The sequence below is a fragment of the Pantoea phyllosphaerae genome (assembly GCF_051025595.1).
Taxonomy (GTDB): domain Bacteria; phylum Pseudomonadota; class Gammaproteobacteria; order Enterobacterales; family Enterobacteriaceae; genus Pantoea.
The window spans coordinates 22,561-37,974 of record NZ_JBPFDE010000003.1; the positions used below are offsets into that span (position 1 = coordinate 22,561).

General features: G+C 59.3%; 18 protein-coding genes. 5 read left to right on the forward strand and 13 right to left on the reverse strand.

The features are described 5' to 3' along the window. Positions 1–5: 5 nt before the first annotated feature. From pcp to ACR6A7_RS05510, 10 genes are all read right to left on the reverse strand, one after another. Complete coding sequence (gene pcp / locus ACR6A7_RS05465) at positions 6–653, reverse strand: pyroglutamyl-peptidase I (RefSeq protein WP_434123836.1); 648 nt, start codon at positions 651–653, stop codon at positions 6–8. Positions 654–660: 7 nt separating this feature from the next. After that, positions 661–1,677, reverse strand: coding sequence for a DUF979 domain-containing protein (locus tag ACR6A7_RS05470; RefSeq protein ID WP_434123837.1), 1,017 nt, complete (start codon positions 1,675–1,677; stop codon positions 661–663). Further along, complete coding sequence (locus ACR6A7_RS05475; protein ID WP_434123838.1) at positions 1,677–2,405, reverse strand: DUF969 domain-containing protein; 729 nt, start codon at positions 2,403–2,405, stop codon at positions 1,677–1,679. Before ACR6A7_RS05475 ends, ACR6A7_RS05470 begins: the two co-directional genes overlap by 1 nt. A gap of 55 nt (positions 2,406–2,460) precedes the next feature. Beyond that, positions 2,461–3,198 carry a 5-oxoprolinase subunit PxpA gene (pxpA, locus tag ACR6A7_RS05480; protein ID WP_434123840.1) on the reverse strand — a complete coding sequence of 246 codons (738 nt, stop codon included), beginning with the start codon at positions 3,196–3,198 and terminating at the stop codon, positions 2,461–2,463. Continuing rightward, a complete protein-coding gene (gene pxpC, locus ACR6A7_RS05485; protein WP_434123841.1) occupies positions 3,188–4,120 on the reverse strand; it encodes a 5-oxoprolinase subunit PxpC in 933 nt (310 codons plus the stop codon). The genes pxpA and pxpC overlap by 11 nt, the downstream gene beginning before the upstream one ends. Further along, complete coding sequence (gene pxpB / locus ACR6A7_RS05490; RefSeq protein WP_434123842.1) at positions 4,114–4,770, reverse strand: 5-oxoprolinase subunit PxpB; 657 nt, start codon at positions 4,768–4,770, stop codon at positions 4,114–4,116. Before pxpB ends, pxpC begins: the two co-directional genes overlap by 7 nt. A 136-nt stretch (positions 4,771–4,906) precedes the next feature. Further along, on the reverse strand, positions 4,907–5,650 hold the full coding sequence (locus ACR6A7_RS05495; RefSeq protein ID WP_434123843.1) for a type 2 GTP cyclohydrolase I: 744 nt from the start codon (positions 5,648–5,650) through the stop codon (positions 4,907–4,909). A gap of 17 nt (positions 5,651–5,667) precedes the next feature. After that, complete coding sequence (gene phrB, locus ACR6A7_RS05500) at positions 5,668–7,095, reverse strand: deoxyribodipyrimidine photo-lyase (RefSeq protein ID WP_434123845.1); 1,428 nt, start codon at positions 7,093–7,095, stop codon at positions 5,668–5,670. Position 7,096: 1 nt separating this feature from the next. Continuing rightward, positions 7,097–8,053, reverse strand: a complete 957-nt coding sequence (locus ACR6A7_RS05505; RefSeq protein WP_434123846.1) for a YbgA family protein — start codon at positions 8,051–8,053, stop codon at positions 7,097–7,099. A gap of 160 nt (positions 8,054–8,213) precedes the next feature. Further along, positions 8,214–8,414 carry a YbfA family protein gene (locus ACR6A7_RS05510; protein ID WP_434123847.1) on the reverse strand — a complete coding sequence of 67 codons (201 nt, stop codon included), beginning with the start codon at positions 8,412–8,414 and terminating at the stop codon, positions 8,214–8,216. Between the two features lie 234 nt (positions 8,415–8,648). Here ACR6A7_RS05510 and kdpE point away from each other — a divergent pair, with 234 nt between their 5' ends. Then, positions 8,649–9,323, forward strand: a complete 675-nt coding sequence (gene kdpE, locus ACR6A7_RS05515) for a two-component system response regulator KdpE (protein WP_434123848.1) — start codon at positions 8,649–8,651, stop codon at positions 9,321–9,323. Positions 9,324–9,605: 282 nt separating this feature from the next. Here the strand turns inward: kdpE and pgm are convergent, their stop codons facing one another. Beyond that, complete coding sequence (pgm, locus tag ACR6A7_RS05520) at positions 9,606–11,246, reverse strand: phosphoglucomutase (alpha-D-glucose-1,6-bisphosphate-dependent) (protein WP_434123849.1); 1,641 nt, start codon at positions 11,244–11,246, stop codon at positions 9,606–9,608. Positions 11,247–11,271: 25 nt separating this feature from the next. Next, positions 11,272–11,823, reverse strand: coding sequence for a replication initiation negative regulator SeqA (seqA, locus tag ACR6A7_RS05525; protein WP_033751754.1), 552 nt, complete (start codon positions 11,821–11,823; stop codon positions 11,272–11,274). Positions 11,824–12,073: 250 nt separating this feature from the next. Between seqA and ybfF the strand changes: the two genes are divergently transcribed. The 4 genes from ybfF (at position 12,074) to fur (ending at position 14,732) form a co-directional block, all read left to right on the forward strand. After that, positions 12,074–12,838, forward strand: a complete 765-nt coding sequence (gene ybfF / locus ACR6A7_RS05530; RefSeq protein WP_434123850.1) for an esterase — start codon at positions 12,074–12,076, stop codon at positions 12,836–12,838. 155 nt (positions 12,839–12,993) lie between these two features. After that, a complete protein-coding gene (gene ybfE / locus ACR6A7_RS05535; protein ID WP_033751760.1) occupies positions 12,994–13,269 on the forward strand; it encodes a LexA regulated protein in 276 nt (91 codons plus the stop codon). A 134-nt stretch (positions 13,270–13,403) separates the two neighbouring features. After that, positions 13,404–13,934, forward strand: a complete 531-nt coding sequence (gene fldA / locus ACR6A7_RS05540; protein WP_434123851.1) for a flavodoxin FldA — start codon at positions 13,404–13,406, stop codon at positions 13,932–13,934. Between the two features lie 354 nt (positions 13,935–14,288). After that, on the forward strand, positions 14,289–14,732 hold the full coding sequence (fur, locus tag ACR6A7_RS05545; protein WP_033751764.1) for a ferric iron uptake transcriptional regulator: 444 nt from the start codon (positions 14,289–14,291) through the stop codon (positions 14,730–14,732). Between the two features lie 60 nt (positions 14,733–14,792). Here the strand turns inward: fur and ACR6A7_RS05550 are convergent, their stop codons facing one another. Next, entirely contained in the window at positions 14,793–15,188 is a 396-nt protein-coding gene (locus ACR6A7_RS05550) for a hypothetical protein (protein WP_434123852.1), read from the reverse strand. Between the last annotated feature and the right edge of the window lie 226 nt (positions 15,189–15,414).

Below are 15,414 nucleotides of genomic sequence, written 5' to 3' on the forward strand. Positions count from 1 at the left end.
TCCTCTTAGTGCGTGGCGCCGCCGCCGACTTTCAGGTCCGTTTCCGTCTCCAGCGAGACGCGAATGGCGATTTCCAGCGCCTGCATCACGTGATCGCGCGCCATGCTCGGCGCGCCAGGGTGCTGTGCCGCCTGCTCCGGCAGATAGGGAATATGCACAAAGCCGCCGCGCACGCGGTTGCCCTGGCTATGGAGCCGGTGCAGCAGACCGTACATCACGCGATTGCAGGTAAAGGTGCCAGCGGTTTGCGATACCGACGCGGGGATCCCGGCCGCGCGCACCGCGGCGACAATCGCCTTAATCGGCAGCGTGGAGAAATAGCCCGCCGGACCGTCCGCCACAATCGGCTCGTCCACTGGCTGCTGCCCCGCGTTATCGGCGATACGCGCGTCGTCGACGTTAATGCCGATGCGCTCAATGGTGATATCGCTGCGCCCGCCCGCCTGGCCGACCGAGAGAATCAAATCAGGCTCGACTTCATCCATGGCGGCATAGAGCACGCCAAGCACGTCGCTAAAGACCACCGGCAGCTGACGCGCCACGATGCGCGCGCCGCCGATTGTCTTGCCTTCGAGCGCGCGCACCGCTTCCCATGAGGGGTTGATCGTTTCACCGCCAAAAGGCTCGAACGCCGTCACTAATACCGTTTTCATACTGACCTCACCGGAACATCAGGAAATAGAGCAGAAACACGTTAACGATTAACAGTAGCACACCGGTCGGCACCTGAGCCTTGATCACCGCGTTGCGATCCGGCAGCTCCAGCAGCGCGGCGGGCACGATATTGAAGTTGGCCGCCATCGGCGTCATCAGCGTGCCGCAGTAGCCTGAGAACATGCCGATCGCCGCCATCACGGCGGGATCGCCATGATGCTGCAGCACCAGAATCGGAATGCCGACGCCAGCGGTAATAATCGGGAACGCGGCGAAGGCGTTGCCCATCACCATGGTCAGCAGCGCCATGCCGACGGCGTAGACCGTGACGGCGACAAAGCGGTTATCGACCGCCAGATAGTTCTCAGTGAGATGGGAAATGGCGCTGCCAACGCCGGCGCTGGTGAACAGCAGGCCCAGGGTAGCGAGAATTTGCGGCAGGATAAAGGCCCAGCCGATGGCATCCAGCAGTCGACGCGTCTCCTGCATCGACTGCACTGGCTTCTCGTGCGTCATTTTCAGCGCAATCAGCCAGCCAAGCAGACAGCCGATCATCATGGAGAAGAGCGTCACCAGCGTCGCGTGGTTGCCCGCGCCGAATACCGCTTCCTGCAGGCCGGGAATATGGTTAAAGGCGAGCACGCCAATGACCGTCACCACCGGAATCGCCAGCGCGGGCAGGAAAAGCCGGTTGCCGAGGCGGCGAGCGCTGACCTGCTTCTCCTCGTCGCTGCGCTGATGGTAGCGTCCGAGGCGCACGCCGCCACACCCGGCGATCAGCGCCATCGCCACCACCAGCACGCCGACGCCGATGTGCAGATAGCGTGTGCCCAGCTCCGTGGTGCCGAATAGCGCGCTCATCAGCTGCGTGGTCCAGTCGCCGACCAGAAAAATCAGGCCGTAGAGCGCCCAGAACAGGCCGGTGGTGAAGCGGCGCGGGTTATGGCTGTCGCGCCAGGAGAGCACGGCGACGACCAGCAGAATCAGGCCGGCCAGCCACATCAGATACTGTTGCTGAAACATTAGCGGCCTCCTTTCGCTTTCAACGCATCGCCGTTCAGCGCCTGCAGCTCGCGCGCCAGCCGACGATCGAGCCGCACCAGGCGCGCCGAGTGGATAAGAAAGGCCGCCACGGCGGTGGGGATGCCCCAGACGGCGATATGCAGCGGCTCGGTCTGAATATTGGCCGACTCCAGCATAAAGTTGTGCATAAAGATAATGGCGCCGAAGGCGACAAAAATATCTTCGCCGAAGAAGAGCCCGACGTTATCCGTCGCCGCCGACATGGCGCGCAGTCGATGCCGCACCTCCGGCGACATCTCGCCATAGCGGTTTTCGGTCGCCCCTTCCGCCATCGGGGCCAGCAGCGGACGCACCATCTGCGGATGACCGCCGAGGCTGGTCAGGCCGAGCGCCGCCGTCACCTCGCGCACGAAGAGATAGACGATCAGCAGGCGTCCGGCGGTGGCGGTTTTGATCTGCGCGATCCAGGCCTGCGCGCGCTCTTTCAGGCCGTGCCGCTCCAGCAGGCCGATAACTGCCAGCGGCAGCAGCAGGATCAGCGGCAGGTTGCGCGTATTGAGAAAGCCCGCGCCCAGTTTTTCCAGAATATCGCCCAGCGGCATCAGCGCGGCAAAGCCGGTGACGAAGCCGGCGACAATCACTACCAGCACCGGGTTGAAGCGCAGCAAAAAGCCGACGACGATTGCCGCAATGCCCAGAAGCGGCCAGAGGTTTATCACGTTATCCATGTTTACCCTTATGTTGAAAAAGCCCGGCTGCGAGGCCGGGCAAAAAAATGAAAATTCAGGCGCTGGTGACGGCGATCTGCTCGGCGGCGAAGAGATCGCGCAGGCGCTCTGCAAACAGCAACGCGTGCGCGCCGTCGCCGTGCAGGCAAACGGTCTGCGCGTTCACCGCGACCCATTCGCCGCTGACGCTCTCTACCCTTCCCTCTTTGACCATGGTCAGCGTCTGCTGGATAGCGCGCGCCTCTTCTTCAATCATCGCGCCCGGCTGACTGCGCGGCACCAGCGCGCCGCTGCTGAGATAGCCGCGATCGGCAAAGACCTCTTCGCGCGTGCGCAGCCCGTGGCGCGCGGCGGCGCGGATCGATTCACTGCCCGCCAGCCCGACCAGGATCAGATCCGCGTCGATCGCCTTGACCGCGCGCGCGATGGCGTCCGCCAGCGTCGCGTCGACGGCGGCCTGGTTATAGAGCATGCCGTGCGGCTTCACGTGCGCCAGCCGCTCGCCTTCGCTCTCCGCCAGGCTTTTCAGCGCGCCGATCTGATAGATCATCTGCGCGTAGACCGTTTCCGGCGGCAGCTGCATGGCGGTGCGGCCAAAGTTCTCGCGATCCGGGAAGCTGGGATGCGCGCCGATCGCCACGCCGAATGCTTTCGCCCAGCGCACCGACTGCAGCATGGTCTGCGCGTCGCCAGCGTGGAAGCCGCAGGCGATATTGGCCGAGCTCACCAGCTGCAGCAGCGCGCGATCGCTGTCGCCGCCTTCGCCGAGATCGGCGTTCAAATCAATTTTCATTAGCAAGCCCCCATGCCATATGCTCCAGCGCGCGCCGCTGATGCATGCGGGCCTGCATTGCGACCGGCAGCGAACACTGGAGAAAGTGAATCGGCTCGCCCAGACGGATCTGCGCCAGCTGATAGAGATCGGCGTCGATCACGCAGGCGATGCGCGGATAGCCGCCGGTGGTTTGCGCGTCAGCCATCAGCACGATCGGCTGCCCGTTCGGCGGCACCTGCACCACGCCAGGCACCAGCCCGTGCGACAGCAGCTCGCGCGCGGTTTCGCGCTCTAGCTCGGGTCCCTGCAAACGGTAGCCCATGCGGTTGCTCTGCGGACTCAGCATCCAGGGCGTGCGCCAGAAGGCCTGCTGCGCCTCGCGGCTGAACTCGTGATATTCCGGCCCCGGCAGCGCGCGGATGCGGTTGCCCCACAGCAGCTGGCGGACGCCCGCTTTGCGCGTAAAGTGCAGCGTCGGCCTGCCGAGCGGCAAACGGTCGCCATCTTCCAGCTTGCGTCCTTCCCAGCCGCCAAAGCCCGCTTTCAGATCGGTGCTGAGAGAGCCGAGTATCGGTTCGACCTCATAGCCGCCGTGAATTGCCAGATAGCTGCGCATGCCGTGCAGCGGCATAGAGAGCGTCAGCACCTGCCCTTTTTTCACCGGCAGCCGCCAGCCGGTCCAGACTGGTTTATCATCCAGCTCGGCATTGCAGGCGGCGCCGGTCAGGGCGAACCAGCCGTCGCGCATAAACTCAGCCTTGAACTGGCCCAGTACGATTTCCAGCACCGCGCTGTCTGGATCGTTGCCGACCAGTAAATTAGCGGTGCGCATGGCGGGCAGATCGAGCACCCCGCCGACGCTGATGCCGGACTGTCGCCAGCCGGTGCGGCCGCTGTCCTGAAGCGTGGTCGCCAGTCCGGCGCGCAGGATCCTCAACATATGCCCTCCTTTTGCGGCACAAAGCGCACGCTGTCGCCGGGACGCAGCAGCGTCGGCGGCTGCTGACGCGGATTAAACAGCGCGACGGGCGTCTGGCCGAGCAGCTGCCAGCCGCCAGGACTGGCAAGCGGATAGACGCCGGTCTGGCTACCACCGATGCCGACGGAGCCGGCAGGCACGCTGACGCGCGGCTCCGCGCGACGCGGCGTATGCAGTCGGCTGTCCAGGCCCCCGAGGTAGGGGAATCCCGGCTGGAAGCCGATAAAATAGACCATGTAATCAGTGCTGCTGTGCAGCTCGACCACCTGTTTCGGCGTCATTGCCGCGTGATCGGCCACCACCTGAAGATCCGGTCCGGCAGCCTTGCCGTAAACAACCGGGATCTCGACCAGACGGGACGAGATCTCCAGCTCCTCGCTCTCTTCCCACCAGCGCTGCAGATGTTCGATGGCATCCAGCGCGTTCTGCTGCGGGTCGCGCAGCAGCAGCGTGATATTGTTCATGCCGGGAATCACTTCCGCCACCTGCTCATACTGTTGCAGGCGCTGCGTTAATCCCCAAATGCGCTGCTGGCTTTGCAGCGATACCGGTGGTTCAAGCTCCAGCACCACCGCCTGTTCGCCAAGCAGATAACATCGCGCTCGTTGCAAATCCCACCTCCACTTTTCCGCCGCGCGACGCGCGTGGCGGCTGACCATTATCAGAAGAAAGCGAATAGTTATGCGAAAGTGTCAGAACGGTGTCAACAGATTTGCGCCCGAAAGCGGGCGCACGGGGGGAGAATAATCAGGCGGGATTAGGAATATCGATAAAGGTGACATCCAGACCATGCTCGCTGGCCAGCCACTCGCCCAGCGCTTTGATGCCGCCGCGTTCGGTAGCGTGATGGCCAGCGGCGAAGAAGTGAAGTCCCTGCTCGCGGGCGCTGTGAATCGTCTGCTCGGAGACTTCACCGGTGATATAGGCATCGACGCCGAAGGCGGCCGCGCTGTCGATAAACCCCTGGCCGCCGCCGCTGCACCAGGCAACGCGACGGATCTCTGCTGGCGCATTGTCGCCGCAGTGCAGCGGCGTGCGACCGAGTTTTTCTTCAATGCGCTGCGCCAGCGCCTCGCCGCTCAGCGGGGTAGCCAGCTCGCCCCAGAAGACCAGCGGCTGCACCTCGCCTTTCACGTTGATATCGAGCAGCTTCGCCAGCTGGGCGTTATTGCCCAGCGTCGCATGGGCGTCCAGCGGCAGATGCCAGCCGTAGAGATTAATATCATTCGCCAGCAGCGCACGCAGGCGGTTGCGCTTCATGCCTTTGATAACCGCCGGCTCGCTTTTCCAGAAATAGCCGTGATGCACCAGAATCGCATCGGCGTTGCGCGCCACGGCTTCATCCACCAGCGCCTGGCAGGCGGTCACGCCGGTGATCAGGGTTTTCACCTCAGGTCGTCCCTCAACCTGCAGGCCGTTCGGCGCGTAGTCGCTGAAGGCGCTGCTGTTGAGCTGCTGATTGACGATCTTTTCCAGTTCATAGTGATTCATAACGGCTCCATGCCGCCTCAGGCTGCGTTTTTCGCGCGCACAAAGGCGTCTAATGTCTTTTTACGGGCCTGCTTATGTTCCACGATTGGCGCCGGATAATCGAGTTTCTTGTGGTTTTTCTCCGCCCAGCGCTGGGGCTGATGGATATCGCTGTCCGGCACCTCTTTCAATTCTGGCAGCCATTGACGAATAAAGGCGCCGTCGCGGTCGAAGCGCTCACCCTGGGTGGTCGGGTTAAAGATGCGAAAGTACGGCACCGGATCGGTGCCGGTCGACGCCGCCCACTGCCAGCCACCGTTATTGGCCGCCAGATCGCCGTCGATCAGCTTTTGCATGAAGTAGCGCTCTCCTTCGTGCCAGTCAATCAGCAGATCCTTCACCAGAAAGCTGGCGCTGATCATGCGCAGGCGGTTATGCATCCAGCCCAGCGCGTTCATCTGTCGCATTGCTGCATCCACAATAGGATAGCCGGTTTTGCCCGCTTTCCACGCGGTGAAGTGGGCCTCGTTGCGCTGCCAGTCAACGTGGCGTGTCCATTCGACAAAAGGCTGATGACGGCAAAGGGCGGGAAAGGCCACCATCAGATGACGATAAAACTCGCGCCAGATTAGCTCGTTGACCCAGGTGAAGAGCTGACTCTCCTCCAGCGCGTGTGGATGTTCTTTCAGCACGCGGTGCAGGCACTGGCGTGGCGACAGTACGCCGGTGGTGAGATAGACCGAGAGCCGGCTGGTGCCGTCTACCGCGGGCGTATCGCGCGCCGTGCTGTAGTCAACAATCGGCTGGCTGGCGAAATGGCGCAGCCGCGCCAGCGCCGCGCGCTCGCCCGGCGGGAAGCGTTCGCGGTCGTACTCTTCCATGGGATAGTCGAAGCGCGCCGGCGCGGCCCCCGCCTTGATCGCACCGTTGCCGCGCGGTTTCGGCGCGGCGACGCACTCCGGCAGCGCCTGCTGCAGCCGCCGCACAAAGGCTTTGCTGAAGGGGGTATAGACTTTGTACATCTTGCCGTCGCCAGTCTGAACGCTGCCTGGCGGCAGCAGCAGGCTGTCGTCAAAGCCCTGGCAGACCACACCCGCTTTATCGAGGCGCTTTTCCGCCTCGGCGTCGCGCCTGCGCTCGTTGAGCTCATACTGGTAGTTGTAAAACAGCGCATCAACGTGATGCTTCTTGCAGAAAGTGCTCAGCAGATCCAGCGATGCGGCGAAGTCGTCGCACGCCTGCGTAAACAGCGCAATGCCGCGATCGGCCAGCGCCTGCTGCAGTTCGAGCAGGCTGTCATAGATAAAAGCCGCCTGTTTCGGCGCCATATCGTGCTGATGCCACTGCTGCGGGGTAGCAATAAACAGCGCGATCACCTTTGCGTCGCCATCGCGGCAGGCGGCGCTCAGCGCCAGATTGTCGTTCACGCGTAAGTCGTTACGCAGCCAGACTAAATGGGTGCGCATCTTACTGACCGTAGCGCAGTCGCAGCGCCTCCGGGTAAGGATCGAAGTAACGCTGTTGCGTCAGCCAGGGATGCGGATACTGCGACATATAGTGCTTAAGCATGGTGATCGGCGCCAGCAGCGGCTGCACGCCGCAGCGGTAGCGGTCGATCAGCTCCGCCAGCTCCTGACGCTGCGGGGAGCTTAGCTGACGGCGGAAATAGCCCTGCGCATGCATCAGCACGTTGGTGTGGTTGCGACGCGACGCGGGATGCGACAGCAGCTCCATCATGCGATTGCGGTATTCAAAGGCGAAAGCCTCCAGCGAATCCCACTGGCTCATCGAGGCGACAAACGGGCCGAGCTCGCGATACTTCTCCTGCGAATGCGCCAGCATCAGCAGCTTGTAGCGACTGTGAAAGGCAATAAGCTGCGCGCGCGTCAGCCCGCGCTGCCACATCTGGTTAAATTCGTGCAGCGCGCAGATGCGTCCAACGAAGTTTTCACGCAGCGCCGGATCGTGCAGCCGACCGTCCTCTTCGATTGGCAGCCAGGGCAGCTCCGCCTTAAGCTTTTCGGCGAACAGTCCCATGCCCGCTTTACGGTTGTTGTTGGTATCGGGTTCATAGACGCGCACGCGCTCCATACCGCAACTGGGCGATTTGGCGCACAGGATGTAGCCGCACAGGTGATGCAGTGACTTAACCCGTTGCGCTGACCAGTCGTTCATCTGCTGGGTCAACTCTTCACCACCCTCTTTGCTGAAGCAGAGATGGATCTCTTCATCGTCCTGCTTTACCAGCCGCAGCGCCGGACGCGGCGTCGGCAGGCCTATCGCCATTTCGGGGCAGATCGGTTCAAAGCGTACAAAGGGCGCAAGCTCGTTGACGGCAAATGCCAGACGTTTATGACCGCCGTCGAAGCGGACTTGCTCTCCCAGCAGGCAGGCACTGATACCCAGCGGAATTTTTACGCTCATAGTTGTACAACCTCCGAAATCTTGTAGAGGTTTAAGTGTAGCTGAAAATTGAGTGAATAACAGCTCAAGTCAGGGCTGGAGAGGCTTTACTCTGTGACGGGGATTCAGAAACAACAAAGCCCGATGGGGAAATCGGGCTTTGTTCTGTGATGCAGCAGGATTACCAGAAGACGCCGCCTGCGGCTTCGCTCTGCGCCAGCCAGACTGGCTTGGCGCTGGTTTTGCACCACATGCGATGGAGATAGCTGTAGAAACGCGCCCTGTCCCGGCGAAACAGCATCACCGGCAGCGCCACGACGCCAAGCAGGATAACCCACGCGCGGCGCAACAGGATTTTATACATGGGATAGGTTGGATACATCGCTGGCCTCCTTTAAAGCTGTGATTAAAATGTGATCTTGTTCAGATATTACGCTTCCCTGTGTAATTTTACTACTCATCCGACCACTATTTTTCTGCGTTTAAGACACCTCTTCAGATAATAGTGAAAGTAAGTTACATAATGGTTAAAGGCTTGATCGCCATGTGATCAATTCGCAGCCGGATGTTTTGCTGCTACAGTAGCGCCAGGTTTTCAGGCATGGAGCACCGCTGCGTGGCCACCGTATTAATCGTTGAAGATGAAAAAGAGATCCGGCGCTTTGTGCGCCTTGCGCTGGAAGGCGAGACGCTGAAGGTGTTCGATGCCGACACGCTACAGCGTGGGCTAATTGAGGCAGCGACGCGCAAGCCTGACCTGGTGATCCTCGATTTGGGCCTGCCGGACGGCGACGGACGCGACTTTATCCGCGAGCTGCGCCAGTGGAGCGCCGTGCCGGTGATTGTGTTGTCGGCGCGCGTAGATGAGCAGGATAAGATCGACGCGCTCGACGTCGGCGCAGACGACTATCTGACCAAGCCTTTCGGCATCGGCGAGCTGCTGGCGCGCGTGCGCGTGGCGCTGCGCCGTCATCCCGGCCAGCAGCCGGAGCCGGTAATCCGTTTCGCCGATGTTTGCGTCGATCTCGCCGCGCGCCGTGTGGTGCGCGCCGATAGCGAGGTGCATCTGACGCCGATTGAGTTCCGCCTGCTGGGCGTGCTGCTGAGCAATATCGGGAAGGTACTGACGCAGCGCCAGCTGTTGAGCCAGGTGTGGGGGCCGAACGCGGTGGAGCACAGCCACTATCTGCGCATCTATATGGCGCATTTGCGCCAGAAGCTGGAGGCGGATCCGGCGCAGCCGAAACATCTGCTGACCGAAACCGGCATCGGCTACCGCTTTATGCCATAAAAAAAGCGCCCGGAGGGCGCTTGATGCTTGTGTCACTGTGCAGACGCGGATGGCGTGGACCGCTCGCAAAGTCCATGGCATCCATGCTCGTTCGGCCCGCGTGATTACGCACCTCATCCCTGAGGTGCGCCCGTAAACGGGCTAACGCGCAGCGTTGTTCAAAAACGCTCCCGGCGTTTTTGTCCCTGTAGTGGGACGCTTTGCTCTTCGGTCCATACCATCCGCGTTTTGACTATTGAGCCGCCTGAAAAACCCTCTGGTTTACCAGCCAGCTCAATATCATCAGGCGTTTTTCAGCACTTCGCTGACGATCTCTACCGCTTCTTTCTCGATCTGCGCGCGATGCTCCGCGCCGAGGAAGCTTTCGCAGTAGATCTTGTAGGCGTCTTCGGTGCCTGACGGACGCGCAGCGAACCAGCCGTTTTCCGTCATCACTTTCAGACCGCCGATAGAGGCGCCGTTGCCCGGCGCCGCCGTCAGGCGCGCAGTGATGGGATCGCCCGCCAGGGTGTCGGCGCTGACCATCTCCGGCGACAGCTTCGACAGCGCCGCTTTCTGTGCAGAGGTCGCAGGCGCCTGCAGACGGTTGTAGCTCGGCGCGCCGAAGCGTGCAGCCAGCTCGTCATAGTGCTGCTGCGGGTTCTTGCCGGTGACTGCGGTGATTTCCGCCGCCAGCAGGCAGAGAATAATGCCGTCTTTGTCGGTCGACCAGGCGGAGCCGTCGAAACGCAGGAAAGAGGCGCCCGCGCTCTCTTCGCCGCCGAAGCCGAAGCTGCCGTCAAACAGGCCGTCAACAAACCACTTAAAGCCCACCGGCACTTCCACCAGCTTGCGGCCGATATCGTTAACCACGCGGTCGATCATCGCGCTGGAAACCAGCGTTTTGCCGACGGCGACCTCTTTGCCCCACTGCGGACGATGCTGGAACAGGTAGTTGATTGCCACAGCCAGGTAGTGGTTCGGATTCATCAGGCCCGCTGGCGTAACGATGCCGTGACGGTCATAGTCCGGGTCATTGCCGAACGCCAGATCGAACTTGTCTTTATAGGCCAGCAGGCCCGCCATGGCGCATTCGGAGGAGCAGTCCATGCGCACCACACCGTCTTTATCCAGATGCATAAAGCGGAAAGTCTGGTCGATGGCGTCGTTGACGATGGTCAGATCGAGCTGATAGTGCTCGGCGATGCGCTTCCAGTATTCCATACCAGAGCCGCCTAGCGGATCGACGCCCAGCTTCAGGCCCGCTTTCTGGATAGCGGCAAAGTCGATCACCTGCGCCAGCCCTTCTACGTAAGGCTGGATCAGATCTTTTTCGACGATGCGACCGCTGGCCCATGCCTGATCCAGCGGCAGACGTTTGACCTCTTGCAGGCCCGCTTTGATCAGCTGGTTGGCGCGGTCTTCGACCACTTTGGTGACGTTGGTGTCGGCCGGGCCGCCGTTCGGCGGGTTGTACTTGATGCCGCCATCTTCCGGCGGGTTGTGCGACGGTGTAATCACGATACCGTCCGCCTGCGCGCCGCCCTGCTTGTTATGCTCAAGGATAGCGTTGGAGATAGCCGGCGTCGGCGTGTAGCCGTTGTCCTGCTGCACGATGACGTCTACGCCGTTGGCGGCCAGCACTTCCAGCACCGACAAAATCGCTGGCTCAGAGAGCGCATGCGTATCTTTACCGACATAGCAGGGTCCGGTAATGCCGTTTTTCTTGCGCTCTTCCGCGATAGCCTGTGCGATCGCCAGGATATGCTGCTCGTTAAAGCTCTGGCGTCCTGCGCTGCCGCGATGCCCGGAGGTGCCGAATTTCACCGCATGGTCCGGATTCGCCACGTCGGGCTGCAGGACATAATACTGTGATGTTAACTGTGCAACGTTAATCAAATCGCTCTGCTGGGCGGGTTGCCCGGCACGGGGGTGACTGGCCATTGGCGCTTCTCCCTGACGCTTCAGTTTAAATGGTGCCGCAAACTTTCTCTGCCAGCTCCTGCGGGAACTGCATTGAGACCATGATGTGTTCCACCATGCTGCATTTACGGCCGGTATTGGTATTGGTGATCACCCAGTACGGCGTGCCGGGGACATGCTTCGGCTTAGTATGGGTGCCATTTTGCAACAGCGTTTGCTCGTCGCCCGCAAAATAGACGCGAGTACGGCCCTGCAGCGATGCAGTGGCTTCAGCAAACGCTGAAGGATCAAGACGATAGAGCGTTGAGAGAACCATCATAAAGCGATTGACCGCTTTCTTCTGTTCGGCATATTCGTCGGACAGCAGCAGCTCACGCACAGCGCGCACGCGATCCTGCGGGCGGTTTTCCGCGCGCACAGGCTGGATCGTTTTCTGCGCCGCATCGCCAGCGGCTAACGGCGCCGCTGCCGCAGGCGCACTTTGACCGGCATTAAATTTTAGCATCCGCCGTAAAATGTCAGAGGCGCTTTCGCCGATATGTTGCGTGTGGCTGGCGATATAGCGGTAGAGGTCTTCGTCAACTTCGATCGTTTTCATCTTTTTCCGTACGGTTTCGACTCGTGACAGAACCACGCCAGCCTGAAAAACGCCGTTGCAACACTCGGTTGTTCGCGGAGCGGGCGGGTTCTAACATAAGGATTATAAAGTTAAATCCAGGCGGGCTGATAGCCTTCGCACGCGCATACGGCAAAAGTCGGAATATGCCCTAAAGCCTGCCGCATCCTCGCGCCTGGAAAGGTGAAAGCATGATAACCTAACCCAAGGTCCCCATCTTAAGAACTTTGCCATGATTTTAAATGCTCGTCTGCAAACTGACCAATCAATCGCTGATTCCTTACCCATCCTGTTAATTCACGGCTTGTTCGGCAGTCTGGATAACCTCGGCGTGCTGGCGCGCGGCCTGAAAGACGCAGGCCCGCTGCTACAGGTGGACGTGCGCAACCACGGCCTGTCGCCGCGTGCCGACGAGATGAGCTATCGCGCCATGGCGCAGGATATGCTCGACACCCTGGATGCGCATCAGATCGATCGTGCCGCCGTTATTGGCCACTCAATGGGCGGAAAAATCGCCATGGCGATGAGCGCGCTGGCGCCGCAGCGCCTGGAGAGGCTGGTGATGATCGACATCGCGCCGGTGGATTATCAGACGCGACGCCACGACGAGATTTTCGCCGCCATCCGCGCCGTTAGCGCCGCAGGTGTGCGCCAGCGCAGCGAGGCCGCGCAGGTGATGCGCGCCCATATAAAAGAAGAAGGCGTCATCCAGTTTATTCTCAAATCGTTTCAGGATGGCGAGTGGCGCTTCAACGTTCCGGCGCTATGGGAAAATTACGCTACAATATCTGGCTGGGAAGCGGTGCCGCCCTGGCCGCATCCCGCGCTCTTTATACGCGGCGGCGACTCGCCCTATCTCGACAACCAGCATCGCGATGCGCTGCTGCGTCAGTTTCCTGCGGCACATGCGCACGTCATCAGCGGCGCCGGCCACTGGGTGCACGCCGAGAAACCTGATGCCGTATTGCGCAGCGTCCGCCGCTTTTTTGCGCTTTAAAAGCAAAAGCTTGCCGTTCGCGGTTTACCATTGGCGTCATCACTTCGGCTGGAGTATGATGGCGCGCTAAATTTTGCCGCTGCCTATTTTTTTGCCGCGGTAATGGCCCATTTCGTTATAAACGCGCCTGCTCGCGCCGCTAGTTTTACTAACCCATGGCAAAAGAACACACTGACCGCACTACGCTGGATCTGTTTGCAAACGAGCGTCGGCCCGGTCGACCGAAAACCAGTCCGCTCTCGCGTGATGAACAGCTGCGCATCAATAAGCGCAATCAACTGAAACGTGACAAGGTGCGCGGGCTGCGTCGTGTCGAACTCAAAATGACCAGCGAAGCCGTGGATGCGTTAAACACCCTGGCTGAGCAGCGCAACATCAGCCGCAGCGAACTGATTGAACAAATGCTGCTGGCGCAACTCAAACTGGGCTGAATAGCGTAAAGCGCACGCAGAAGCAAATGGAGCGGCTTTTCGAGTTCCGCCCTTTTGCCCGCTCTGCTATCATTCGCTTAATTGTGCGCTCTGCGCATGCACTCATCATCAGGATTTAAGAGGTTATTTACTCCATGGCAATCGTAGGCATCTTCTTTGGCAGCGATACCGGCAACACCGAAAACATTGCAAAAATGATCCAGAAACAGCTGGGCAAAGAGGTTGCGGAAGTGCATGACATTGCCAAGAGCACGAAAGAAGATCTCGAGGCGTTCGATATCCTGCTGTTGGGCATTCCAACCTGGTACTACGGCGAAGCGCAGTGCGACTGGGACGACTTCTTCCCGACGCTGGAGGAGATCGATTTCAACGGCAAGCTGGTCGCACTGTTCGGCTGTGGCGATCAGGAAGACTATGCAGAGTATTTCTGCGACGCGATGGGCACGATTCGCGACATCATCGAGCCGAACGGCGCGGTGATCGTCGGCCACTGGCCGACCGAAGGCTACCACTTCGAAGCCTCTAAAGGTCTGGCGGATGACAAACACTTCCTTGGCCTGGCGATTGACGAAGATCGTCAGCCGGAACTAACCAACCAGCGCGTCGAAGCCTGGGTTAAGCAGATTCACGATGAGCTGCAGCTGCAGGCCATCATCGACGCCTGATTAGCCACATACTCAATGTGGGCGCTGGCTCACATTGAGTTAATGGTTTTTCCTATAGAAATAATAGCTACAGATTTTTAACTTTTATCTCTGATTCTGTACAATACCCACATCGGTTATCTGCTTATTTCTTCCGCGAGGTCAGGAAGTTAGCGAGATGATAACGAACCTCCTGCATTTCTCCGCCCGGCGCCGTTACGCTTCTTCTTACAGCCCGTGTTGATTTCAGGCGTTTCCCTCGGTTTTCATTTCAAAACTTCGCCTCTATAATGAGACGCAAATGAGAATAGACACCGAACGACATTCAAGGCAAGGCGCCTCAAGTAACCAGCAAAGTAACAGGACAATATCCGCATGACTGACAACAATACCGCATTAAAGAAGGCTGGCCTGAAAGTCACGCTGCCCAGACTGAAAATTCTGGAAGTGCTTCAGGAACCTCAGTGCCATCACGTCAGCGCGGAAGATCTGTATAAACGCCTGATTGATATGGGCGAAGAGATTGGTCTGGCTACCGTTTATCGCGTACTGAATCAGTTTGACGATGCGGGCATCGTTACGCGTCATAACTTCGAAGGTGGAAAATCGGTTTTCGAACTGACCCAGCAGCATCATCACGATCACCTGATCTGCCTCGACTGCGGCAAAGTCATCGAATTCAGCGATGAATCAATCGAATCACGCCAGCGAGATATTGCTACCCGTCACGGCATCAAGCTGACGAACCATAGCCTTTATCTCTATGGACACTGCTCGCTGGGCGATTGCCGCGAAGACGAAACGCTCCACGATCAGTAAAAATGTGTGCTATGCAGTAATGCTATAAGCCGGTCTATGTACCGGCTTTTTTTATGGCCGTCAGGCGACCAGCGTTTCGTGCAGGTAGCGCCAGCGGGGGATTGAGGTAGTGCAGTCGAGGATCGCCAGCGAAATGCGCGCCTGATCGCTGCCGTTCATCATCTGCAGCTCGCGATACTGAATAGTGATCTCATCTTTGCTCTGAGAGATCACCGCGTGTTCGCTGGTGGCGATGCGCATGCCTTCGCGACGCCCCTGCAGCTGCCGAAACAACGCTTCAGTTTGATTCAAATCGAGCAGTCGCCCCTGGGGTGTGACCATGCGGAAATCGGGATGGAAGTGCGAGAGCAGCAGATCGAAGGTATCGTCTTCGCCTGAAGGCTGATTGAATATACGTTCGATTAACTGATGTAAAACTACCACGCTGTGTTTTGCTTCCTGACCAAGAGCTGTCATCATTTTTCCTTTTTATGCCCGCATAGCCTCTTCAAAGAGCGAATAGCCTACCTGAAAAAATGAAATTCACATCTGGAAATTGATTAATTTTCGTTAACTCAGACAACTCCCAGTCTGGTCTGACAAGAGATAATGGATTGTTACATAACAAAAAATGGTCTTGCCGCTAATTGCAGATATAAAAAAGGGCGATTGCTCGCCCTGTCGTAAATGCATATCAAGCCGA